Source organism: Mycolicibacterium palauense (assembly GCF_002592005.1).
In the GTDB taxonomy this organism is placed as follows: Bacteria; Actinomycetota; Actinomycetes; order Mycobacteriales; family Mycobacteriaceae; genus Mycobacterium; species Mycobacterium palauense.
The window spans coordinates 1-21,935 of sequence record NZ_NVQF01000024.1 but is presented as its reverse complement, the minus strand read 5'-3'; the positions used below and the strand labels follow the sequence as shown (position 1 = coordinate 21,935).

The following is a 21,935-nucleotide window of genomic DNA, read 5'->3' as shown; positions in this document are numbered from 1 at the left end:
ACGGCACCGGCTACGGGTAGATCCAGGGCTGCCGCGGCAGCCGGGCGGGATCGAACTCGGCCAGCATCTGCTGCGGGTCCTCGGCCGTGAAGCCCAGGGAACCGGCGATGCGGTGCAGCGTCTCGGTCACGCCGATCTCGGCCAGGGTGACCGCACCGTCGCGTTTGGCCAGCCGCTTGCCCTCGGCGTTGAGCACCAGCGGGACGTGGGCGTAGACCGGCTGCGGGTAGCCCAGCAGTGATCCCAGATAGGCCTGGCGCGGTGACGACGACAGCAGGTCGTCGCCGCGGACCACCTGGTCGATTCCCTGGGCGGCGTCGTCGACGACGACGGCCAGGTTGTAGGCGGGGACGCCGTCGCCGCGGCGCAGCACCAGATCGTCGACCACCCCGGTGTAGGTGCCGTGCAACAGGTCGCGAACCGCGTACTCGGTGACCTCCGAGCGCAGCCGGAGCGCGGGCGGGCGGCCCGACGCGCGGCGTTCGGCGCGCTGCTCGGCGGTCAGGTTCCGGCAGGTGCCCGGGTAGGCCCCCTCCGGGGCATGGGGGGCGCGCGGCGCCGACCGGATGTCCTTTCGGCTGCAATAACATTCGTAGGTCAGGCCACGCCCGCTGAGGGCATCGATGACGCGGGTGTAGCGCTCGGTGTGGGCGGTCTGGTATTCGGGGGGATCGTCCGAGGCGATGCCGATCGCGGCGAGGTCGGCGATCTGCCGCGCGGCGGTCTCCCCGGACGTGCGGTCGTCGAGATCCTCGACCCGGATCAGGAAGCGGCGGCCGCTGGAGCGGGCGAACAGCCAGGCCAGCAGGGCCGTTCGCAGGTTGCCGATGTGGAGGTCGGCCGACGGGCTCGGGGCGAACCGGCCCGCGGGAGCGCGGGAGGTCACGTCCCGCAATGTAGCCCACGGCGTGATCGGGCCGGCTAGCGCCGACACGGTGCGGTCGGGGTCGGCTAGCGCCAACACGGTGCGGTCGGCCGGCTAGCGCCGACCAAACGGGTCCGCTGCTGAACTGGGCTCACCGCCGACCGGCGGAACACCAGACGAGAAGGGATTCCTACGATGAAGCTGCTGACCGCGTTCGGGGTGTCGGTGACCGCGGCCCTGGTCGGCCTGGCAGCCGCGACCGGGGTGGCCGGTGCCGCGCCGATCGACGGACCGCTGATCAACACCGACTGCAGCTATGCCCAGCTGAATGCGGCCCTGAGCGCCGAGGACCCGGGTCTGGCCGACATGCTGGCCCAGCGCCCGGAGGCCCAGGCCAAGATCCAGGAGTTCGTCGCTCTTGCCCCGGATCAGCGCAAGGCCCGCGTCGACGACCTGTTCGCGCGCAATCCGGAGTGGCGGGCGAAGTTCGACGCCAAGCGCGCCACCCCGGAGGGTCAGGAGAAGCAGGCGCTGGCCGACCGGGTCGCCGGGACGTGCCACAACTACTGACCGCCGACTACTGGTCGCGTCCCGCCGGGATTCAGCGGGATTTCCACCTCGACGAGCAGACCGCCCTGCGGACGCGGTGCCGCCCGCACCCGGCCGCCGTGGGCGGCGGCCACCGAGCGCACGATCGACAACCCCAGCCCGGTGCCGCCGGCGGCGGCCGGCGATTCGGTGCCTTCGGCACCGTGGTGCAGTCGCCGGAACGGCTCGAACAGTCCCTCGACGTCGTCGGCGGCGATCACCGGTCCGGTGTTCTGCACCGTGAGCCGCGCATGCCCGCCGGCCGTGGTCACCACCACCCCGACCCAGCCGTCGCGGACGTTGTAGCGCACCGCGTTGTCGACGAGGTTGCCCGCCAGCCGCTCCAGGAGTGCCGGATCACCGCTGACCGGCGCGGGCCGGTCCAGCTCGACCTGCACGGAGATCCCGGAGCCGCGGGCCGCGGCGTCGGCCGCGCGGACCGCGCGTTCGGCGACCTCGCCGAGCTCGACGGGGGTGTGGGTGTCCAGGTGCTGTTCGGAACTGGCCAGCACCAGCAGGCCGTCGATCAGCCGTTCCTGGCGCTGGTTGACCGCCAGCAGTGACCTACCCAGGGTGCGGGTGGCCTCCGGGGTGGCCGGGTCCTCCAACGCCACCTCGATGAGGGTGCGGTTGATGGCCAGCGGGGTGCGCAGTTCGTGGGAGGCGTTGGCGACGAACCGGTGCTGGCCGTCGAAGGACCGGTCCAGCCGTTCCAGCATGGCGTCGAAGGTGTCGGCGAGTTCCTTGATCTCGTCGTCGGGTCCGGCCAGCCAGATCCGCTCGTGCAGATTGCGGTCGGCCACCCGGCGGGCCGTGGCCGTCACCGCCTGCAGCGGCTGTAGCGCGCGCCCGGCCAGCAGCCAGCCGAACCCGACGGCGGCGACCCCCACCAGGCACAGCGATACCAGCGACCACAGCAGCATGGAGTTGAGGGTGTCGGCGCGGTCTTGTTCGGCCTGCGCGGCCATCGCACCGAACAGGCTGTCGAGCACCGGGAAGTTCCTGAGCCCACCGAACCGGCCGACGAACTGCTCCACGAGAGCCTCGGTGCCGGGCCGGCTTTCCAGGGACTGGCGCAGATTGACATAGGTCAGCGCGATCAGGATGGCGCCGGCGAGGAAGAACGCCACCGCGTACAGCAGTGTCAGGCGCGTGCGGATCCTCATGTGAGCCGGTACCCGACTCCGGCCTCCGTGCTGATCAGCGGCGGGTCCCCGAGCTTTCGGCGCAACATCATGATGGTGTAGCGCACCACCGCGGTGAACGGGTCGATGTGCTCGTCCCAGGCCTTCTCCAGCAGGTGCTCGGCCGAGACCACGCCGCCCTCGGCCAGCAGCAACTCCGCCAGCACCGCGAACTCCTTGCGGGACAGCGGTATCGGGTTTCCGTCGCGGGTGACGGTGCGCCGGTGCAGGTCCAGTTCGATGCCGCTGCGCCGCAGCACCGGCGGGCTCGCGGGCCGCGAGCGTCGTGCCAGCGCCTGGACCCGGGCCACCAGCTCGGCGAAGGCGAACGGCTTGCTCAGATAGTCGTCGGCGCCCAGCCGCAGGCCGGCCACCCGGTCGGAGACCGCGGTGGCGGCGGTGAGCATCAGAATGCGGGCGGTGCCGCCGTTCTCGGTCATCGACGTGCACACCGCGTCGCCGGAGACCTTGGGCAGATCCCGGTCCAGCACGACGACGTCGTAGTCGTTGACCGACGTTCGTTCCAGGGCGGCCTCGCCGTCGTAGACGGTGTCCACGGCCACGGCGTGGCGGCGCAGGCCGTCCGCGATGGCGTCGGCCAGAAGTTTCTCGTCCTCGACTACCAGCACTCGCACCCGTCCATGGTGCCCGGTTACGGCGTTGGTGTGTTGTGAGGAGGCCGGCGGGGACGGAGGTGGGGGTGCCGCGCCCCGACGATGGCGCGGCACCCCCGGTCCGTGGGGTGATCGCTAGACGAGTCCGGGGCCGGGCAGGCCGATGCCGGCGCCGGGCAGCACGCCCAGTCCGGAGGCGGGTCCGCCCACGCCGCCCAGGCCGACGCCGGGCAGGCCCGCGCCGGGGCCGGGCAGGACGCCGATTCCCGATGCCGGGCCACCCACGCCGCCCAGGCCGACGCCGGGCAGGCCCGCGCCGGGGCCGGGCAGCACGCCGATTCCCGATGCGGGGCCGCCCACACCGCCCACCCCGACGCCGGGCAGACCCAGACCGGCGCCGGGCAGCACACCGAGTCCGGAGGCGGGCCCACCGACACCGCCGAGCCCGGGGCCGGGCAGGATGCCGGGGCCGGGGGCACCCCAGCCGATACCCGGATCGGCGCCCGCGACGGCGACGGGCATCGCCAGGATGGCCGCCGTGCCGGCCAGAGCCGCTGCCGCCCTTCGTATCACGGTCTTGTGGCGCGTCATGGCTGATGTCATGACTGATGTGGTTGCTGATGTCATCGGTGTTCTCCCATCGTGTGGTCCGATGCGTTCGCCGTCGAACGCCGGGTGCACGATCCATGGTGGCCAGTGCGACGTTTGTGGGCCGTGTGGCGAACGGCGATGAGTTTTCGGCCCCGGCCGGGTCTATCGACACGCAGCCACCGAAGTGGTGGTGCATCGGCGTTGTGATGAATCAGGATGGACACGTGGACCTACCGGTGACCCCGCCCGTGGACCCGATGCTGGCCAAGGCGGCGGCCCGGGTTCCCGACGATCCCGGGGTGTGGTCGTACGAACCGAAGTGGGACGGCTTCCGGGCGCTGGTGTTCCGCGACCGCGACGAGGTGCGCGTGCAGTCACGCAACGGCAAGGACCTGGGGCGCTACTTCCCGGAGTTGGTCGAGGCGCTGCGCGACGAGCTGGCTCCGCGCTGTGTGCTCGACGGCGAGGTGGTGGTGCCCCGCGAGATCGGCGGCCGGGTGCGTCTGGACTGGGATTCGCTGTCGCAGCGCATCCACCCCGCGGCCAGCCGGGTACGGATGCTCGCCGAGCAGACCCCGGCCCACTTCATCGGCTTCGACGCCCTGGCCGCGGGCGAGACCTCCCTGCTGGAGCACCCATTCCGGCAGCGCCGCGCGGAGCTCGTCGAGCTGGTCGGGCCGGGCCGGTGGTGCCATGTCACCCGCACCACCGAGGATCCGCAGCTCGGTGCGCACTGGTTGACGACGTTCGAGGGCGCCGGCCTGGACGGTGTGATCGCCAAGCGCCTCGACGACGCGTACCGCCCCGGCAAGCGGGAGATGATCAAGGTCAAGCACGCCCGTGACGCCGACTGCGTGGCCATCGGGTACCGCATCCACAAGAGCGGGCAGGGCGTGGGCTCGATCCTGCTGGGGCTCTACCGCGACGACGGGGAGCTGCAGATGGTCGGGGGCGCGGCGTCCTTCACCGCCAAGGCCCGTGCCCAGCTGCTCACCGAACTGGAGCCGCTGCGCAAGGGCGACGACGTGGTCAACGACGGCGAACCCAGCCGCTGGAACTCCGCGGCCGACAAACGATGGATCCCGATCCGGCCGGAGAAGGTCGCCGAGGTGGCCTACGACCAGATGGAGGGGGTCGACGCCGGCTGGCAGCGGTTCCGGCACACCGTGCGGTTCGTGCGCTGGCGCCCCGACCGCGACCCCGCCAGCTGCACCTTCGACCAGCTGGAGGTGCCGGTGCACTACGACCTCTACGACGTGCTGGAAGCATGAGGACGGGAGCCTGATGGCCGGCAAGCCCACAGCGCAGTACCTCGACGTGGCCGGGGTGTCGGTGCGGATCACCAACCCGGACAAGCCGTTCTTCCCCCGGCTGGGTGAGCGGGGCACCAAGGGCCGGCTCATCGACTACTACCGCACCGTCGCCGACGGGCCGATGCTGACCGCGCTGCGCGACCGGCCCACCCATCTTCAGCGCTTCCCCGACGGCATCGACGGCGAGGAGGTCTACCAGAAACGGGTGCCCGCCAAACACCCCGACTACCTGCAGACCTGCGTGGTCACCTTCCCCTCCGGGCGCACCGCCGACGCGCTGAAGGTCACCCATCCGTCGGCGATCGTGTGGGCGGCCCAGATGGGCACGGTGACGCTGCATCCGTGGCCGGTGCGCTGCCCGGACACCGAGCATCCCGACGAGCTGCGCATCGACCTGGACCCGCAGCCGGGCACCGGATTCGCCGAGGCCCGCACGGTGGCCCTCGACGTGCTCAAACCGCTGCTCGACGAGCTGGGGCTGGTCGCCTACCCGAAGACCTCCGGCGGGCGCGGAATTCACGTGTACCTGCGGATCGGCACCGACTGGGACTTCATCGCGGTGCGCCGGGCCGGGATCGCGCTGGCCCGCGAGCTGGAACGGCGGGCACCCGAGCAGGTGACGACGTCGTGGTGGAAGGAGGAGCGCGGCCGGCGCATCTTCGTCGACTTCAACCAGAACGCCCGCGACCGCACCATGGCCTCGCCGTATTCGGTGCGGCGCACCGCGATCGCCACGGTGTCGATGCCGCTGGCGTGGGACGAGCTCGGCGGCGCCGACCCCGACGACTTCACCATGCTCACGGTGCCCGGCATCCTCGCCGCGCGTGAGGACCCGTGGGCCGACATCGACGCGAACGCGCAGTCGCTGCAGCCACTGCTGGACATGGTGGCCGCCGACGAGGAACGCGGGCTGGGCGATCTGCCCTACCCGCCGAATTATCCGAAGATGCCCGGCGAACCGCCGCGGGTGCAGCCCAGCAAGAAGGTGGCCGCGCACTGGGATGAGCACGGCAACCCGGTGGGGGACTGAGCGGCCCGTTCAGCCCACCGGTCCGGGCACCAGGGTGATCTTCGCGTTGAAGATCTGGCCGGCCGGGTTCACCCACGTCACGTCGATGATGTTGCCCGGGTAGCGCTGGTCCATCAGGGCGGTCAGGGTGTTGGCGGTGTTGACCGGGGTGCCGTCGATCACGGTGAGGATGTCCCCGGGGCGCATGCCGGCCTGTTCGGCGGGGCCGCCGCGCAGGATCGAGCGGATCGGCAGCCCGTCGCGGGGCTTGTTGTCGGCGTCGATGCCGATGCCCAGCATCGCCGACGGCCCGATGTGCACCTCCGGGGTGGCCAGTCCGGAGCGGATCTGGTTGGCGATGCCGATCGCCTCGTTGATCGGGATCGCGAAGCCCTCGCCGCCGGGGGACGAGGCCCCGTCCATGCGGAAGTTGTAGGTGGCCGCGGCGTTCATGCCGATCACCTGGCCGGCGCCGTTGACCAGCGCGCCCCCGGAATCGCCGGAACGCAGGTTGGTCGAGGACTGGATCAGCCCGCCCAGGGAGTGCGAGGCCCCGGTCATCTCGTCCTCGGCGTCGATCTGCCGGTTGAGCCCGGTGACCTCGCCCTGTTCGTGGGTGAACGGGTTGCCGGTGCCGTTGGCGTTGCCGATGGTGACGACCGGTTCACCCACCGCGACGGTGTTCGAGTCGCCCAACGGGGCCACCGGCAGCCCGAAGGCGCCGCGCAGCTGCAGCAGCGCGATGTCGTCGTCGCGGTCGAAGCCGAGGACGTCGGCGTCGAAGCGCTGCCCGGTGGTGGGGTTGCTCACCCGGATCGAGTTGGCCCCCTGGACCACGTGGTGGTTGGTCAGCACCTGCCCGTCGGGGGTCAGCACGATGCCCGCGCCGTTGCCGATCACGCCCTGGAAGTCCACCAGGGTGGTGATCTGCACCAGTCCCGGCTCGACGGCCCCGACCACCGCGGCGGTGTCCAGCGGCGCGCCCGGCGCCGGGCGCGGCGGGGCCGCATGCCCGATCCCGGGTGCCGCCACCAGGGCCGCCAACGTCAGCAGGAGAGCGCCGAGCAGGCTCGACACCCCGCGCCGGGCGGGTCGATGTGGTTGGACGGCCATTACTTGCCTCTCGGCGGTCGGGATCGGATCGTTACCTTCTCCCATTCTGCCTGGCAATCTCGTGTGCTAGCCGCCGGCCGGTACCACCCCGCGCGGCAGGATCAGCGGAAGGTCGTTGTAGGTCACGATGCCCGGGGGCGCGGCGACGACGGCCGGAATGGCATTGAGCACCGGCGTTGCGGTCATGATGTGCCCGAGCACCATGAATTCCTCCAGCGTGGTGGCCTCGAAGTCCGGCGGCGGCAGGAAGCCGACCTTCATGGTCACCGTGGGGCGCCCAGCGACCTCGATGACCCAGCCGTCCTGGTCGATCTGCCAGTCCGGGTCCAGGGTCTGTCCCTTGCGCCAGCGCACGTTGATCTCGACGCGGGTCTGGCCGCCGGAGATGCCCTTCCAGCTGGCGTAGACCCCGGCCACGCAGCCCGCCGGAATGGTCCAGGAGCCCAGATCCAGATCCTCGGTGGTCTGGGCGTACTCGGCGTCGCAGCGGACCTCGTCGAGTTCGATGCCGAGCGCGTCGGCCACCATGCGGACGGCCTCGCCGAACACCCCGGTGCCCTGGGCGGTCATCGCCGGCAGGTCGGGATTGCCGATCGGCTGACCGAAGCCGACCGGTTTCTCGGTGGCCGGGGAGTCGTAGAAGGTGGTGTCGGCGGCCTCGTTGACGGTGATCTTGTCGACGCGGTCGCAGATGCCGGCGGCCACCACCGACAGCTGGTTGACGTAGCCGGGACTGATGCCCGAGCCGAACATCGTCGCCCCGCCCTGCGCGCAGGCCTGGGCGATGCGTTCGCGGCCCTCACCCTGGTTGTGCCCGGTGATGAACGACGCGGTGGCCACCACGTTGATGCCCGCCGACAGGATGCGGACCAGTTCGTCGACGTCGATCCACATCGGGTTGTAGACCACGACGTCGGGCTTGAGCGCCAGCAGGGCGTCGATGTCGTCGGTCGCGGCCACGCCCACCGGGTCGATGCCCGCCAGTTCACCGGCGTCGCGGCCGACCTTGTCCTTGGACCAGCAGTAACAACCCACGAGGTCGAGGGTGGGGTTGGCGGCGACGGCCGCTACAGAACTCTTGCCGACGTTTCCGGTGGTCCACTGGACCACGCGATAGGGAGCCTTGTTGAGCACTCGCTCAGCATAGGGTGGGGCAAGGGTCCGCGGGCCGGAATTCCACATCGGGTGGGCGCCGGTCGCGGGGCCCGGACGAGTCGGCGTCGGTGTTCTCAGTCCTCGGAGACAGCGACGCCGCCGGGGGCGCCCCGGCCCTTGCCGCGGGGGCGTCGGTTGCGCAGCCGCCGGCCCGATGCGGATTCGGCGCCCTCGGGTTCGGCGGGCTCGTCGGCGTCTTCGGGCTCGTCGGTGTCTTTGGGCTCGTCGGTGTCGTCGGGGCCGGGGGCACCGTCCTCGAGTCCGTCCTGGTCCTGGCCGTCGGCCTCGTCCCCGGCGGAGGCGTCCGCGCCGGCGACGGGTTCACCCGCTGCTGGCTCTGCGGGCTCGGTGTCTTCTGTGGTGTCTTCGGTGTCTTCTTTGGTGGCCTCGTGGGCGTCTTCTTCGGCGGCGTGCTCGGCGTCGCGCTTGCGCCCCCGCTTCTTCTCCGTCTTCGGTTTGAGCGGCTTCGGCGGGGGTGGCGGCATCTCCGCGACGTAGGCCAGGTAGAACGCCAGCGCGCCCAGCACGGCGATCGCGGCGGCCGCGCCGTAGCAGGCGAACAGGATCTGGCCGGCGTCATCGAGGCTCACCCAGATCTCGGCGATCGCCGTGCCCAGGATCAGCAGCCCGGCCAGCACATGGGCCACGATCGACCAGACCCGCAGCGAGAGCGCCAGCCGCGGCGTGCCGAACTCCGGCCGGCGGCTCTTGAGCAGGGTGAACACCACCGGCAGCGCGGTCAGACCCACCAGGACGCCGCAGGCGATGCGCATCGCGGTCCCCAGCGTGTGGGAGATGTCACCGGTGAGCTCCCACCAACGCGGGAGCACGAAGAGGAAGTAGAGGGCGGCCGCCAGGAGCAGGGACGACAAGTGCCAGAGCACCGCGATCCAGCGCCGCATACCCCTCCTTGGGTTCTGACGTGGCCGGGGTGCCGCCGCAGGCGAGCGGCGGCACCCCGGGCCCAGTGCGGAGGATGCGGGATTTGAACCCGCGAGGGCTGTTAACCCAACCCGCGTTCCAGGCGAGCGCCATAGGCCACTAGGCGAATCCTCCGCCGGCCATGGTAACCCGAGGAGCATCGGATGCCAGAATCGCTTCCCCGGAACCGGCGGGGCGACCCGGGGGCCGTTCGGCCCCGGCGGCCCGAAGTATTAGACTCGCCGTGGACCCCGTGCGGCGTCTATCCTGTGAACTCCCCCAGGGCCGGAAGGCAGCAAGGGTCAACGGGCTCTGGCGGGTGCGCGGGGTCCCCTTGATTTTCCGGTTCCGCGGCTTCGCCGGCGAAAGGCCCCCAAGGTGTCGTTTTCCTCCCTTGGCCGTGAAGAGCTCGCGGCCGAACACGAGCGGCAGGTTCGCAACTACGCAGAGCTGCAGGCCAAGCGGCTCAAGCTGGACCTGACCCGCGGTAAACCCTCCCCGGAGCAGCTGGATCTGTCCAACGCGCTGCTCGGGCTCCCCGGCACCGCCGAGGGCTCCTACCGGGACGGCGAGGGCACCGACACCCGTAATTACGGCGGCCTGCACGGTCTGCCCGAGCTGCGGGAGATCTTCGGTGAGCTGCTGGGCATCCCCGTGCAGAACCTGATCGCCGGCAACAACGCCAGCCTGGAGCTGATGCACGACACCGTGGTCTTTTCGATGCTGCACGGCGGCGTCGACTCGCCGCGGCCCTGGGCCGCCGAGCCGGTGGTGAAGTTCCTGTGCCCGGCCCCGGGGTACGACCGCCACTTCGCCATCACCGAGACCCTGGGCATCGAGATGATCACCGTGCCGATGGCCGAGGACGGCCCCGACGTCGGGATGATCGAGGAGCTGGTGGCCGCGGACCCGGCCATCAAGGGAATGTGGTGCGTGCCCGTCTACGCGAACCCGACCGGGGCGACGTACTCCTTCGAGAACGTCTGTCGGCTGGTTCAGATGAAAACGGCGGCAAACGATTTCCGATTGTTCTGGGACAACGCCTACGCGGTGCACACGCTGACCCACGATTTCATCCGGCAGGTCGACGTGCTCGGTCTGGCCGCCACCGCGGGCAACCCGAACCGCCCCTACGTGTTCGCCTCGACCTCGAAGATCACCTTTGCCGGGGCCGGCGTCAGCTTCTTCGGCGGTTCCCTGGGCAACATCGCCTGGTACCTGCAGTACGCGGCAAAGAAGTCGATCGGCCCCGACAAGGTCAATCAGCTGCGGCACCTGCGCTTCTTCGGCGACGCCGACGGGGTGCGGCTGCACATGCAACGCCATCAGCAACTGCTGGCGCCGAAGTTCGCCCTGGTCGCCGAGATTCTCGAGGATCGCCTGGGTGATTCCAAGGTCGCCTCGTGGACCGACCCCAAGGGGGGCTACTTCGTCAGCCTCGACGTGCTGCCGGGCACCGCCAGGCGCACCGTGGCGCTGGCCAAGGACGCCGGGATCGCGGTCACCGAGGCGGGGGCGTCGTTCCCCTACCGGAAAGACCCCGAGGACAAGAACATTCGGATCGCTCCGACGTTCCCGTCGCTGTCGGATCTGGGCGACGCCATCGACGGACTGGCGACCTGCACGTTGCTCGCGGCCACCGAGTCGCTGCTGGGCGGGTCGGCGTAGCCGTGCCCGCCCGAGCGGCCCTCCGGGTCGGCGTCGTCACCGGTCCTCGGTAGCCTGCTTGCGTGGCTCTCTACCGCAAGTACCGGCCGGCGACGTTCGCCGAAGTGGTGGGTCAGGAGCACGTCACCGCTCCGCTGTCCACGGCTCTGGCCGCCGGCCGGATCAACCACGCCTACCTGTTCTCGGGCCCGCGCGGGTGCGGCAAGACGTCGTCGGCGCGCATCCTGGCCCGCTCGCTGAACTGCGAGCAGGGGCCCACCCCGACGCCGTGCGGCGTATGTGACTCCTGTGTCGCGCTTGCCCCCAACGGGCCGGGCAACGTCGATGTCGTCGAACTCGACGCCGCCAGTCACGGCGGCGTCGACGACACCCGGGAACTGCGGGACCGCGCGTTCTACGCGCCCGCGCAGTCGCGCTACCGCATCTTCATCATCGACGAAGCACACATGGTCACCACCGCGGGTTTCAACGCGCTGCTCAAGATCGTCGAGGAGCCGCCGGAACACCTGATCTTCGTCTTCGCTACCACCGAGCCGGAGAAGGTGCTGCCGACCATCCGCTCGCGCACCCACCACTACCCGTTCCGGCTGTTGCCGCCGCGCACCATGCGCGCGCTGGTCGAGAAGATCATCGACGCCGAGGATGTCCGCGTCGACGACGCGGTCTATCCGCTGGTGATCCGCGCCGGGGCGGGCTCCCCGCGTGACACCCTGTCGGTGCTCGACCAGTTGCTCGCCGGCGCCGAGGGTAACCACGTCGGCTACCAGCGGGCCCTGGCCCTGCTGGGTGCCACCGACCTGGCGCTGATCGACGACGCGGTCGAGGCGCTGGCCGCCGATGACGCCGCCGCACTGTTCGGCGCCGTGGAATCGGTCATCGACGCCGGCCACGACCCGCGCCGGTTCGCCTCGGACCTGCTGGAGCGCTTCCGCGATCTCATTGTGCTGCAGGCGGTTCCGGATGCGGCGACCCGCGGTGTCGTCGACGCTCCCGTCGACGAGCTGGACAAGATGCGCGACCAGGCCAGCCGCATCGGCATGGCCACCCTGACCCGCTATGCCGAGGTGGTCCATGCCGGGCTCGGTGAGATGCGGGGGGCGACCGCGCCGCGGTTGTTGCTGGAGGTGGTCTGCGCCCGGCTGCTGCTGCCGTCGGCCAGCGACACCGAGGCCGCCCTGCTGCACCGGGTGGAACGCATCGAGACCCGGCTGGACATGTCGATCCCGGCCGGTGAGGCCGCCGAGGCGGGGCCACGGCCGGCCAAACAGTACGTGCGCAAGACGCAGCAGGCCGAGTCTCCCGCCGCGCCGGGCGCGGCCGAGTCTCCCGCCGCGCCGGGCGCGGCCGAGTCTCCCGCCGCGGCGCCCACGCCACCGGAGCCCGTCCCCACGCCGTCGGAGCCCGCACCGCCGGAGCCGGCTCCGCGCGCCCCGACCCGGCCGTCGCCGCCGCCTGCGGCTGCCGCCCCGCCGGCGCGGCCGGCCCCACCCGAAACCGGCCCGCCGGTCGCTCCGCCGACTCCACCGCCGGCGGCCGCCCAGCCGCCACCGCCGGCGGCCGCCCAGCCGCGACCCCAGCCCGGCGGAGAGCCCGATGCCGCCGCGGTGCGCAGCATGTGGAGCACGGTGCGGGAGAAGGTGCGTCAGCGCAGCCGCACCACCGAGGTGATGCTCGCCGGCGCCACGGTGCGCGCCGTCGACGGCCACACTCTGGTGCTGAGCCACGAATCGGTGCCCCTGGCCAAGCGGCTGAACGAGCAACGCAACGCCGACGTGATCCGGGAGGCGCTGCAGGATGCGCTCGGGGTGGCCTGGACGGTGCGCTGCGAGCCCGGGGGCCCAGCAGCGCCGCCGCCGGAAAGCCCGCCGTCGCCGGCCACCGACAAGCGAGCGGCCCCGCCCCCGCCTCCGCCGCCGGCCGCGCCCGACGAGCGCGCCGAGGAGGAGAGCATGCTCGCCGAGGCGGCCGAGAACACCGGGGGGACCGGGCCGCGGCGCGACCCCGAGGAGGTCGCCCTGGAACTACTGCAGAACGAGCTGGGCGCCCGCAGGATCGAGGGCTAGCCGGGGCGCCCTCAGGCCTGCCACCAGGGCCGCAACGGCAGCCCGCCGTCGCCGCCGCGGTCGTCGAGCTTGACGGCCAACACCTGGTGCAGCTGCACGACGTTGGTCTCGAAGCCCAGCCGGGACCCGGCCATGTACAGGCCCCACACCTTCGCGGTGGGCAGCCCGACCTCGGCGACGGCCTCGTCCCAGTGCTCCACGAGATTGCGGCACCAGTCCCGCAGGGTCAGTGCGTAGTGGTGGCGCAGGTTCTCCTCGTGGACGACCTCCAGCCCGACGTTCTGGGCCTCGGCGATGATGCGCCCGGACCCGGTCAGCTCGCCGTCGGGGAAGACGTAGCGGTCGATGAAACCTCCCGCGGCCGCACCCGTGCGGTTGTCGTGCCGGGTGATGCAGTGGTTGAGCAACAGCCCCCCGGTACGCAGCTTGGACTGCAGGAAACGGAAATACGCCGGATAGTTCGCGACGCCGATGTGCTCGGTCAGCCCGATCGAGGACACCGCGTCGAACCCGGACTCGGCCACGTCGCGGTAGTCGCCGTGGCGCACCTCGGCCAGCTCCGACAGACCCTGCTCGGCGATCGCCTTCTGCGCCCAGTCCGCCTGCTCGGCCGATAGCGTCACACCCACGGCCCGCACCCCGTGGCGTGCCGCGTAGCGGACCATCCCGCCCCAGCCGCAGCCCACGTCGAGCAGCCGGTCGCCCTCCTTGAGCCGCAGCTTCTCGAAGACCAGCCGGTACTTGTTGTCCTGGGCTTCCTCCAGCGTCGCCTCGGCGCCGGGGTAACACGCGCAGGTGTAGGTCATCGACGGGCCCAGCACCCATTCGTAGAAGGTGTTCGAGACGTCGTAGTGGTGGTGGATGGCCTCGGCGTCGCGGGTCTTGCTGTGCCGCACGCCCTCGGCGATACGGCGCCAGCGCGGCAACGCCTCCTGCGGCGGCGGTGCGATCGGCTTGAGGTGCTCGATCCCGATGGAGCGCACGATCTGGGCCAGCACCCTGGGCTTGGGCAGCTTGAAGTCCAGCTGGTGCGCCAGCGCCTTGAGCAGCTCATAGGGATCGCCGGGGTGCACGCCGTGGGGCTCGAGGTCCCCGGAGACGTAGGCGCGCGCCAACCCGAGATCACCCGGGGCGGTGGCCAGATAGGTGGTACCCCGCGGGGTCAGCAGATCCAGCCCCAGCGTCGCGTCCTCGGGCCCGGCGGCACTGCCGTCGTAGGCGGTGAACCGCAGGGGCAGACTGTCGCCGGAGGCGAAGATCTCCAGGATCTCGGCCAGGCTGAGCCGGCCCCCGGCGCGGGGATCGTCGGTGTTCTGTTTGAACGTGGTCATCGTCGTTGCACCGCCTTGGCGTAGAGATCCAGCAACCGGGAGTCGGGGTCGTAGGCCTTCTTGACCGCTTTGTAGGTTTCGCCGCCGTAGAGCTGATCGAACTCCTCGCGGCCGTAGAACGCATCCGAATACAGCGATTTGTGGCCGTCGAGCTCGGTGATCTTGTCTTCGATCATCCGGTTGGTATACCCGGGTGTCGGGCCTTCGGGCACCGAGGACCAGAAACCGACGTTGACGTAGGGACGGCCGGGACGCAACGGATACAGCGGCCAGCTGTCGCCACCGCGCAGCTGCAACGGGCACAGCCAGAGCGGTTCGATCGGCACGCTGGTCAGGAACCAGTCGAGGAATTCCGCGCAACGCTCCAGCGGCACCTCGACGTCCTGCACCACGCGTTCGCGCGGCGGCCGGCCGTTGCGCTTCTCGATCCGGTCGGCGATGTTGAAGCGCTGGTCGTAGCCGATCAGCTTCCAGTAGAAGCTGCTGCGGCGGTACCGCCGCGGCCACCACCGTCGGATCGCGGGATTCTGCGCGCCGAACGCGCGGGAGCACCAGAACCAGTCGGTGTCCCAGCGCCACAGGTAGTCGTGGATGGTCAGCCGGTCGTGCTTCTCGCCCTCGGCGTGCTGAATCGACCGGTAGTAGATGTCACGGCCGGTGTAGTCGCTGACCGGTCCCGGGGTGCCGGTCTGCATGCCCAGGCACAGGTAGGACTCCTCGGCGCTGAACACCACCCCGTCCAGGTAGTCGACCCGCACCCCGTTGTAGCCGCCGGTCTCGATGATCCGGTCCATGGTGGCCATGAGCTCGGACAGCGAACCGAAGCGCAGGTGGTTGAGCGCGACGAACGGCCGGACCGGCTCGAGTTCGATCTTCAGCCGCACCGAGTAGCCCAGCGTCCCGTAGGAGTTGGGGAACGCGCGGAACAGGTCGGCGTGCCGGTCCGGGGAGGCGGTGACCAGTTCGCCCGCCCCGGTCAGAATGTCCATCTCCAGCACGGATTCGTGCGGAAGCCCGTTGCGGAACGAGGTGGACTCGATACCGAGTCCGGTGACCGCGCCGCCGAGGGTGATGGTCTTCAGCTGGGGGACGACCAGCGGGGCCAGACAGTACGGCAGGGTGGCGTCGACCAGGTCCTCGTAGGTGCACATGCCTTCCACGTCGGCGGTGCGGGCGTCGGGGTCCACGGCGATGACCCCGGTCAGTCCCGAGGTGTCCAGGCCGGGGGCGTCGCGCTTGGCCCGCGCCCGGAACAGGTTCGAGGTGGGCTTGGCCAGGCGCACGGTCGACGACGACGGTATGGCGCGGTAGCTGGTGAGGAGTTTCTCGACACCAGCCGCATGGGCAGACAGCGCGTCGGTTGCCACAACAGACACACATATACGCTAGTCCGCAGCCGCAGCCGATGCGACCGCACTGCTGCCGTATCCGTTTCGAGGTCCGAACCGACCTTCCGCGACACGAGGAGTTTCACCTGATGGGACAGGTCAGCGCTGCCAGTACGGTCCTGATCAACGCGACGCCGGACGCCGTGCTCACCGCGGTCGCCGACTACCAGAACGTGCGGCCCAAGATCCTGTCCCCGCAGTACAGCGACTACCAGGTGCTGCAGGGCGGGCAGGGCGCCGGAACGGTGGCCAAGTGGCGGCTGCAGGCCACCAAGTCCCGGGTGCGGGAGGTCCAGGCCCACGTCGATGTGGCGGGCCGCACCGTCATCGAGAAGGACGCCAACTCCTCGATGGTGATCAACTGGACCGTCGCGCCGGCCGGCACCGGGTCGACCGTGACCCTCAAGACCACCTGGACCGGCGCCGGCGGGGTCAAGGGCTTCTTCGAGAAGACATTCGCGCCGCTGGGGCTGAAGAAGATCCAGGGCGAGGTCCTGGAGAACCTCAAGAAGCAGCTGGAGGGCTGAACCCGCGGCCCGTCCTCAGGGCGGGCCGGTCAGTGACTTCAGCTCCCGCAGCGACGCGTCGACGACGGCGCCGAAGTCGGGGTCCGCCGGGTCGGCGACCCAGCGCTCGAAGGCGACCTTGAACATCGCCACACCGGTCTCCGCGGTCAGCCGCGCCGTCGTCGCGGCGACGCCCCGCGCGCTCAGCGCCTCGGTGATGGCGTCGGCCAGCGTCGCCAGCTTGCTCAGCTCGCGTTCGTGCAGAGCCGGGTTGGCCGCGATGACGGCCCGGCGTTGCCGGGCGCGTTCCCGGCGGGTGTCGAAGACGGCGCCGCCCCGCTTCAACGCCGCGGCGACCGCGTCGATGGGGGTCATGGACCCCGGCGCCGCGGCGATGCCGTCGACGATCTCCTGCATCAACGTGGACTGACCCCAGAACAGCACCTCGCGCTTGTCGGCGAAGTGCCGGAAGAACGTGCGCTCGGTGAGGCCGGCGCGTTCGGCGATCTCGGCCACGGTGGTGTGGTCGAACCCCCGTTCGGCGTAGAGCTGCAGTGCGGCCTCCTCCAACCGCAGGCGTGCGTTGGGCTGCCATCGGGCCATGTGCCGATCCTATGGGAATGACAGCGGCTGACATCGCGTTGCGAGTGACGACAGTAACTGACATGAAGGAGTCCTCCATGCACGTCTTCGTCACGGGTGCATCCGGGTTCGTCGGATCCGCCGTGGTCACCGAGCTGATCCGGGCCGGTCACCGGGTGTCGGGCCTGGCCCGCTCGGACGCCTCGGCGGCCGCCGTCACCGCGGCCGGGGCCGATGCCCACCGCGGCGACCTCACCGACCTCGACAGCCTGCGCCGGGGCGCCGAGGCCGCCGACGCCGTCATCCACCTGGCCTTCCACCACGACTTCGACAACTTCGCCGAGGTGTTCGCCGAGGCCGGTGAGCTGGACCGGCGCGCGATCGAGGCGCTCGGCGAGACGCTGGCCGGTAGCGGCCGGCCCCTCGTGGTGACCAGCGGCATCGCCGGCCATGCCCCCGGTGAGGTGCTCACCGAGGACCGGCGGGCCCCCGGCGGCCTGCCCCGGGTCTCCGAGCAGGCCTGCCTGCCGTTCGCCGAGCGCGGGGTGCGCGCCAGCGTGCTGCGGCTGCCGCCGACGGTGCACGGCGAGCACGACCACGGCTTCGTGCCGCGGCTGATCGACATCGCCCGCCGGCGCGGGGTGTCCGGCTATCCCGGGCAGGGGGCCAACCGTTGGTCGGCGGTGCACCGGTATGACGCCGCACGGCTGTACCGGCTCGCCGTGGAGTCCGCGCCGGCCGGAACGGTGTTGCACGCCGTCGGCGAGCAGGGCATCCCGGTGCGCGATATCGCCGAGGTCATCGCCCGGCGGCTGGGCCTGCCCGCGGCGGCTGTCGCGCCCGAGTCGGTCGCCGAGCACTTCGGCTGGCTGGGCGGCTTCTTCGGCACCGACCTGGCCGCCTCCAGTGCCGCAACCCGGCGCGAATTCGGATGGGAGCCAACCGAGATCGGGCTGCTCGACGATCTCGACCGGCACTACTTCGCCGCGACGGCCGCCCGGGGCGGACCCCGATGACCGTCGACGTGCCGATCACCCCGGGCGCCGTGGCCCGGGCCGGTCACGCCGCGCCGGACTGCTGGGTGGCCAGGTAGGCGGCCACCCCCCGCACCACGGCGTTGGCGTACTTCTGGCGCCCCGACTCGGTCTTCATCAGCGCCGAGTCGGCGGGGTTCTTCATGTTGCCCAGCTCCACCAGGATCGCCGGGTACTGCGCCAGATTCAGTCCCGCGATGTCCGAGCGCGGGTCCAGGCCGTTGGACCCGATGTAGTTGGCCGCCGGGATTCCGGAGGCCACCAGCTGGTCGCGCATCGACTGGGCCAGCCGGATCGCCGGCCCGGCCTGGGCGTTGTTCAGCGGCGGGTTGGAGTACAGGATGTGGAACCCGCGGCCCGAGGCGGGCCCGCCGTCACCGTGGATGGAGACGATGGCGTTGGGCCGGATCGCGTTGGCCATGGCGGCGCGTTCGTCGATGCAGGGCCCCAGCGCGTTGTCGTTGCCGCGCGACATCGCGGTGCGCACCCCCAGCTTGGTCAGCTCCTGCCGGATACGCAGGGTGGTGTCCCAGGTGAAGGTGTGCTCGGGGTAACCGTCGTCGGTGGCGGTGCCGCTGGCCTGGCAGTCCTTGGTGCCGCCGCGCCCGTTGGGAACCTGGCGGCTGATCGAGGCGTCGTTGGCGCCGTTGTGTCCGGGGTCGAGGAACACGATCATGCCCGCGATGCTGCCCGGCACTGCCTGGGCGGTGGGCGAGACGAGAATGCTGGCGGCGACGAGCATGCCGGCGACGAGCGGCGCGCCGACACGCAGGCAGGCTGGTACGTGCACGGCGCCACCGTAGCCCGGCGGCGTCTAGGCTTGAAGGGGCCAGAACGCCAAAACGCAGATGCGAAATCAAGTCGAGACCCAGCCGCAACCGGCACGTGAAGGGGACCAAGTCATGCAACCCGGTGGAGACGCACCCGACATGTCGGCACTGCTCGCCCAGGCGCAGCAGATGCAGCAGCAGCTGATGGAGGCCCAGGAGAAGCTCGCCAACTCCGAGGTGCACGGACAGGCCGGCGGCGGCCTGGTGCAGGTGACGGTCAAGGGCAGCGGTGAGGTGGTCGGGGTGTCCATCGACCCCAAGGTCGTCGACCCCGATGACATCGAGACCCTGCAGGACCTCATCGTGGGGGCGCTGGCCGACGCATCCAAGCAGGTGACGCTGCTGGCCCAGTCGCGGCTGGGTCCGCTGGCCGGGGGCATGGGCGAGGGCCTGGGCCTGCCCGGGTTCTGAGCCGCACCGCGATGTTTGAAGGTCCCGTCCAGGATCTGATCGACGAACTGGGCAAGTTGCCGGGCATCGGCCCGAAGAGCGCGCAGCGCATCGCGTTTCACCTGCTGTCGGTGGAACCGCCCGACATCGACCGGCTCACCGCGGCGCTGGGCCGGGTGCGTGACGGCGTCACCTTCTGCGCGGTGTGCGGCAACGTCTCCGACGCCGAGCGTTGCCGGATCTGCAGCGACCCCCGCCGCGACGGCACCCTGGTGTGCGTCGTGGAGGAACCCAAGGACGTGCAGGCCGTGGAGCGAACCCGCGAGTTCCGGGGCCGCTACCACGTGCTCGGCGGGGCCCTGGACCCGCTGTCGGGGATCGGGCCCGAGCAGCTGCGTATCCGCGAGCTGCTCAACCGCCTCGGCGACCGCGTCGACGGCGTCGACGTCGCCGAGGTGATCATCGCCACCGACCCCAACACCGAGGGCGAGGCCACGGCCACCTACCTGGTGCGCATCCTGCGCGACATCCCCGGGCTGACGGTCACCCGCATCGCCTCGGGGCTGCCGATGGGCGGCGACCTGGAGTTCGCCGACGAGTTGACCCTGGGCCGGGCCCTGGCCGGCCGGCGCGCCCTGGCCTGATCCCGTCCCGCCTCACACCCGCCGCGGGGCGGCCAACCGCTCGCGGCGCAGCAGCGTGACCTCGGGCAGGTCCAACGGGGCCAGCGGCCCGACCACCTGGGCCAGCAGATGGTCGGCCAGCTGCGGGTTGCGCGCCAGGCACGGGCCGTGCAGATAGGTGGCCACCACGCTGCCCTGCACCGCGCCGTCGTAGCCGTCGCCGGCCCGGTTGCCCGCCCCCTTGGTCACGGCGGCCAGCGGGCGGGCCGCCGACCCCAGCACCGTGCCGCCCCGATGGTTTTCGAAGCCGGTCAGCGGCTCGGTGAGTCCCTCCGGCAGCGGTGTCGACGCGACCTCGCCGATGCTCCTGGATTCCTGGGGGGAGGTGGTGACGTCGAGCAGACCCACCCCGTCCACACGTTCCCCGGCAGAGGTCTCATACCAGTGCCCCAGCACCTGGATGGCCGCGCAGATCGCCAGTACCGGTGCCCCCCGGGCGGCCGCGCGCTGCAGACCCGGATGGCGCAGCAGGTGTTTGGTGGCCAGCCGCTGTGCGTAGTCCTCGGCGCCGCCGAGGGTGTAGAGATCCAGCGACTCGGGGACCGGGTCGGCCAGCGTGATCGCCACGATCTCGGCGGCGATACCGCGCAGGTGCAGCCGCTGCCGCAGCACCACGGCATTGCCGCCGTCGCCGTAGGTGCCCATCACGTCGGGCAGCACCAGCCCGATCCGCACGACGTCAGCCATGGCGCTCCAGGATCCGGTTGAGCTGCAGGAACGCGGTGTAGTTCGCCACCACTTCGACGTGCCCGGGCGGGCAGGACTCGATGGCCGCGACGGTGTCGTGCACCAGTCGGTGCGCGACGTCGGCGTATCCGAGCCGCACGGCGAGATCGGTGCCCCGTTCCCCGGCGGCGACCACCCTGCCTGCCGGCAGATCCCGGAAGTGCTCGAAATTGACGTCCCACAGCCACGACAGGTCCTCGCCGTCGGGGACCTGACCGTTGACGGCGATGACGACGCTGCCGGCGGCGGTGTCGACCATCGAGAGCGCCTCCTGCCAGCCGGCGGGGTTCTTGGCCAGCAGGATCCGCACGCTGTGCTCGCCCAGCCGGACGGTGCGGTAGCGGCCGGCGACCTCGTCGACACCGGAGACGGCGGTGACGGCCGCGGCGGGCGCGGCCCCGAGGGCGACCGCGGCGGCCACGGCCTGGGCGGCGTTGCCGCGGTTCACCGCGCCGGGCAGCGCCAGGGTCATCGGCAACTGCAGGCCGTCGGGCCCGTAGAGGGTGGTGTCGTCGAACCACCAGTGCGGGGTCGGGCGTTTGAAGTCGGTGCCGGTCGACCACCATGCGGGGTCGGTTCCGCCGTCGCGCACGATGATCTCGCCGCTGCGCGGGCAGCTCACCGAGTCGCCGGCCCACCCGCCTCCGGCCGCCACCCACACCACGTGCGGGCTGTCGTAGGCGGCCGAGGTCATCAGCACGTCGTCGCAGTTGGCGACGATCACCGCGTCGGGGTGGCGGGCCAGGCCCGCGCGCAGGGTCCGTTCGATGTGGTTGATCTCTCCGACGCGGTCCAACTGGTCGCGGGAGAGGTTGAGCAGCACGATGACGCTGGGGGAGATCGCGTCGGCGACGTGCGGGACGTGCATCTCGTCGACCTCGAGGGCGGCCAGCGGCGCGTCGGGCGCGGCGGCCAGCGCCGCGATGAGCCCGGCGTCCATGTTGGCGCCCTCGGCGTTGGTCGCGACCGGGCCGAGCGTGCCCAGTGCGGCGGCGGTCATCCGGGTGGTGGTGGATTTTCCGTTGGTGCCGGTCACGACGACCGAGCGGCGGCCCCGGCCGAGCTGGCCCAGGATCGACCGGTCCAACGTCATGGCCACCAGGCCGCCGATCATCGCCCCGGCGCCGCGGCCACTGACCCGGGACGCCCAGCGGGCGCCGGCGCCGGCGGCCAGGGCCAGACGACCTCGGGTGGTGATCATCGCAGCAGTTTAGTTCGATCGCGACGAGGGCTCCGCCGGCGCGGGGGCGGGCGCCCGGGATACGCGGGCGCGGGCGCGCGGGGATACGCGGGCGCGGGCGCCCGCGTAGCCCTCTCGCTTATACACATCCGACGATACCCACCGTACCCACCCTCTCCCCGTCTCAGACTGCCATCACAC

At 71.2% G+C, this 21,935-nt stretch carries 22 protein-coding genes, 1 tRNA gene and 1 other RNA gene; 10 read left to right on the top strand and 14 right to left on the bottom strand.

Going from position 1 to position 21,935, the window contains the following annotated elements:
- Positions 1–10 precede the first annotated feature (10 nt).
- A complete protein-coding gene (gluQRS, locus tag CSR00_RS11940) occupies positions 11–886 on the bottom strand; it encodes a tRNA glutamyl-Q(34) synthetase GluQRS (RefSeq protein ID WP_099022619.1) in 876 nt (291 codons plus the stop codon).
- 174 nt (positions 887–1,060) lie between these two features.
- Between gluQRS and CSR00_RS11935 the strand changes: the two genes are divergently transcribed.
- Complete coding sequence (locus CSR00_RS11935; protein WP_099022618.1) at positions 1,061–1,435, top strand: hemophore-related protein; 375 nt, start codon at positions 1,061–1,063, stop codon at positions 1,433–1,435.
- Here the strand turns inward: CSR00_RS11935 and CSR00_RS11930 are convergent.
- The 3 genes from CSR00_RS11930 to CSR00_RS11920 all read right to left on the bottom strand — a co-directional run bounded on the left by CSR00_RS11930 (position 1,429) and on the right by CSR00_RS11920 (position 3,842).
- A complete protein-coding gene (locus CSR00_RS11930; RefSeq protein ID WP_099022617.1) occupies positions 1,429–2,619 on the bottom strand; it encodes a sensor histidine kinase in 1,191 nt (396 codons plus the stop codon). The genes CSR00_RS11935 and CSR00_RS11930 overlap by 7 nt on opposite strands.
- Positions 2,616–3,272, bottom strand: coding sequence for a response regulator transcription factor (locus tag CSR00_RS11925; protein WP_099022616.1), 657 nt, complete (start codon positions 3,270–3,272; stop codon positions 2,616–2,618). The genes CSR00_RS11930 and CSR00_RS11925 overlap by 4 nt, the downstream gene beginning before the upstream one ends.
- 114 nt (positions 3,273–3,386) lie before the next feature.
- On the bottom strand, positions 3,387–3,842 hold the full coding sequence (locus CSR00_RS11920) for a hypothetical protein (RefSeq protein WP_099022615.1): 456 nt from the start codon (positions 3,840–3,842) through the stop codon (positions 3,387–3,389).
- A gap of 206 nt (positions 3,843–4,048) precedes the next feature.
- On the opposite strand from CSR00_RS11920, the gene CSR00_RS11915 reads away from it, so the two are divergent.
- Entirely contained in the window at positions 4,049–5,113 is a 1,065-nt protein-coding gene (locus CSR00_RS11915) for an ATP-dependent DNA ligase (protein WP_176562030.1), read from the top strand.
- A gap of 13 nt (positions 5,114–5,126) precedes the next feature.
- Complete coding sequence (gene ligD / locus CSR00_RS11910) at positions 5,127–6,185, top strand: non-homologous end-joining DNA ligase (protein WP_099022613.1); 1,059 nt, start codon at positions 5,127–5,129, stop codon at positions 6,183–6,185.
- A 9-nt stretch (positions 6,186–6,194) separates the two neighbouring features.
- On the opposite strand, the gene CSR00_RS11905 is transcribed toward ligD, so the two are convergent.
- The 4 genes from CSR00_RS11905 to CSR00_RS11890 all read right to left on the bottom strand — a co-directional run bounded on the left by CSR00_RS11905 (position 6,195) and on the right by CSR00_RS11890 (position 9,488).
- The gene (locus CSR00_RS11905; protein ID WP_099022612.1) at positions 6,195–7,277 is read right to left on the bottom strand and encodes a S1C family serine protease; all 1,083 of its coding nucleotides are present in this window, start codon (positions 7,275–7,277) and stop codon (positions 6,195–6,197) included.
- A 66-nt stretch (positions 7,278–7,343) separates the two neighbouring features.
- Positions 7,344–8,387 (bottom strand): NAD(P)H-dependent amine dehydrogenase family protein, encoded by a 1,044-nt coding sequence (locus CSR00_RS11900; protein ID WP_176562033.1) that lies wholly within the window; start codon positions 8,385–8,387, stop codon positions 7,344–7,346.
- 119 nt (positions 8,388–8,506) lie between these two features.
- Positions 8,507–9,334, bottom strand: a complete 828-nt coding sequence (locus tag CSR00_RS11895; protein ID WP_099022610.1) for a lipid uptake coordinator LucA — start codon at positions 9,332–9,334, stop codon at positions 8,507–8,509.
- A 68-nt stretch (positions 9,335–9,402) separates the two neighbouring features.
- Positions 9,403–9,488, bottom strand: a tRNA-Ser gene (locus CSR00_RS11890).
- A gap of 108 nt (positions 9,489–9,596) precedes the next feature.
- Here CSR00_RS11890 and ffs point away from each other — a divergent pair.
- From ffs to CSR00_RS11875, 3 genes are all read left to right on the top strand, one after another.
- An RNA gene (ffs, locus tag CSR00_RS11885) (signal recognition particle sRNA small type) lies at positions 9,597–9,691 on the top strand.
- Positions 9,692–9,731: 40 nt separating this feature from the next.
- A complete protein-coding gene (locus tag CSR00_RS11880; protein WP_099022609.1) occupies positions 9,732–11,021 on the top strand; it encodes an aspartate aminotransferase type Ic in 1,290 nt (429 codons plus the stop codon).
- 62 nt (positions 11,022–11,083) lie between these two features.
- On the top strand, positions 11,084–13,084 hold the full coding sequence (locus CSR00_RS11875) for a DNA polymerase III subunits gamma/tau (protein ID WP_099022608.1): 2,001 nt from the start codon (positions 11,084–11,086) through the stop codon (positions 13,082–13,084).
- Between the two features lie 11 nt (positions 13,085–13,095).
- On the opposite strand, the gene CSR00_RS11870 is transcribed toward CSR00_RS11875, so the two are convergent.
- Positions 13,096–14,415: a class I SAM-dependent methyltransferase gene (locus CSR00_RS11870; RefSeq protein ID WP_099022607.1), complete on the bottom strand. Its 1,320-nt coding sequence runs from the start codon at positions 14,413–14,415 to the stop codon at positions 13,096–13,098.
- The gene (locus tag CSR00_RS11865; protein ID WP_099022606.1) at positions 14,412–15,791 is read right to left on the bottom strand and encodes an FAD-binding oxidoreductase; all 1,380 of its coding nucleotides are present in this window, start codon (positions 15,789–15,791) and stop codon (positions 14,412–14,414) included. The genes CSR00_RS11870 and CSR00_RS11865 overlap by 4 nt, the downstream gene beginning before the upstream one ends.
- Positions 15,792–15,892: 101 nt before the next feature.
- On the opposite strand from CSR00_RS11865, the gene CSR00_RS11860 reads away from it, so the two are divergent.
- Positions 15,893–16,330, top strand: coding sequence for an SRPBCC family protein (locus tag CSR00_RS11860; protein ID WP_099022605.1), 438 nt, complete (start codon positions 15,893–15,895; stop codon positions 16,328–16,330).
- Between the two features lie 15 nt (positions 16,331–16,345).
- Here the strand turns inward: CSR00_RS11860 and CSR00_RS11855 are convergent, their stop codons facing one another.
- Positions 16,346–16,912: a TetR family transcriptional regulator gene (locus CSR00_RS11855; RefSeq protein ID WP_099022604.1), complete on the bottom strand. Its 567-nt coding sequence runs from the start codon at positions 16,910–16,912 to the stop codon at positions 16,346–16,348.
- Between the two features lie 77 nt (positions 16,913–16,989).
- Between CSR00_RS11855 and CSR00_RS11850 the strand changes: the two genes are divergently transcribed.
- A complete protein-coding gene (locus CSR00_RS11850; protein WP_099022657.1) occupies positions 16,990–17,907 on the top strand; it encodes an SDR family oxidoreductase in 918 nt (305 codons plus the stop codon).
- Positions 17,908–17,950: 43 nt separating this feature from the next.
- Here the strand turns inward: CSR00_RS11850 and CSR00_RS11845 are convergent, their stop codons facing one another.
- Positions 17,951–18,667 (bottom strand): Rv3717 family N-acetylmuramoyl-L-alanine amidase, encoded by a 717-nt coding sequence (locus tag CSR00_RS11845; RefSeq protein ID WP_099022656.1) that lies wholly within the window; start codon positions 18,665–18,667, stop codon positions 17,951–17,953.
- Positions 18,668–18,827: 160 nt separating this feature from the next.
- Between CSR00_RS11845 and CSR00_RS11840 the strand changes: the two genes are divergently transcribed.
- Both CSR00_RS11840 and recR read left to right on the top strand, forming a co-directional pair.
- Positions 18,828–19,166, top strand: a complete 339-nt coding sequence (locus CSR00_RS11840) for a YbaB/EbfC family nucleoid-associated protein (RefSeq protein ID WP_176562029.1) — start codon at positions 18,828–18,830, stop codon at positions 19,164–19,166.
- A gap of 11 nt (positions 19,167–19,177) precedes the next feature.
- The gene (recR, locus tag CSR00_RS11835; RefSeq protein WP_099022602.1) at positions 19,178–19,789 is read left to right on the top strand and encodes a recombination mediator RecR; all 612 of its coding nucleotides are present in this window, start codon (positions 19,178–19,180) and stop codon (positions 19,787–19,789) included.
- A 12-nt stretch (positions 19,790–19,801) separates the two neighbouring features.
- On the opposite strand, the gene CSR00_RS11830 is transcribed toward recR, so the two are convergent.
- Both CSR00_RS11830 and CSR00_RS11825 read right to left on the bottom strand, forming a co-directional pair.
- On the bottom strand, positions 19,802–20,515 hold the full coding sequence (locus CSR00_RS11830; protein WP_099022601.1) for a type 1 glutamine amidotransferase: 714 nt from the start codon (positions 20,513–20,515) through the stop codon (positions 19,802–19,804).
- Positions 20,508–21,755, bottom strand: coding sequence for a Mur ligase family protein (locus CSR00_RS11825; RefSeq protein WP_099022600.1), 1,248 nt, complete (start codon positions 21,753–21,755; stop codon positions 20,508–20,510). The genes CSR00_RS11830 and CSR00_RS11825 overlap by 8 nt, the downstream gene beginning before the upstream one ends.
- Positions 21,756–21,935 lie beyond the last annotated feature (180 nt).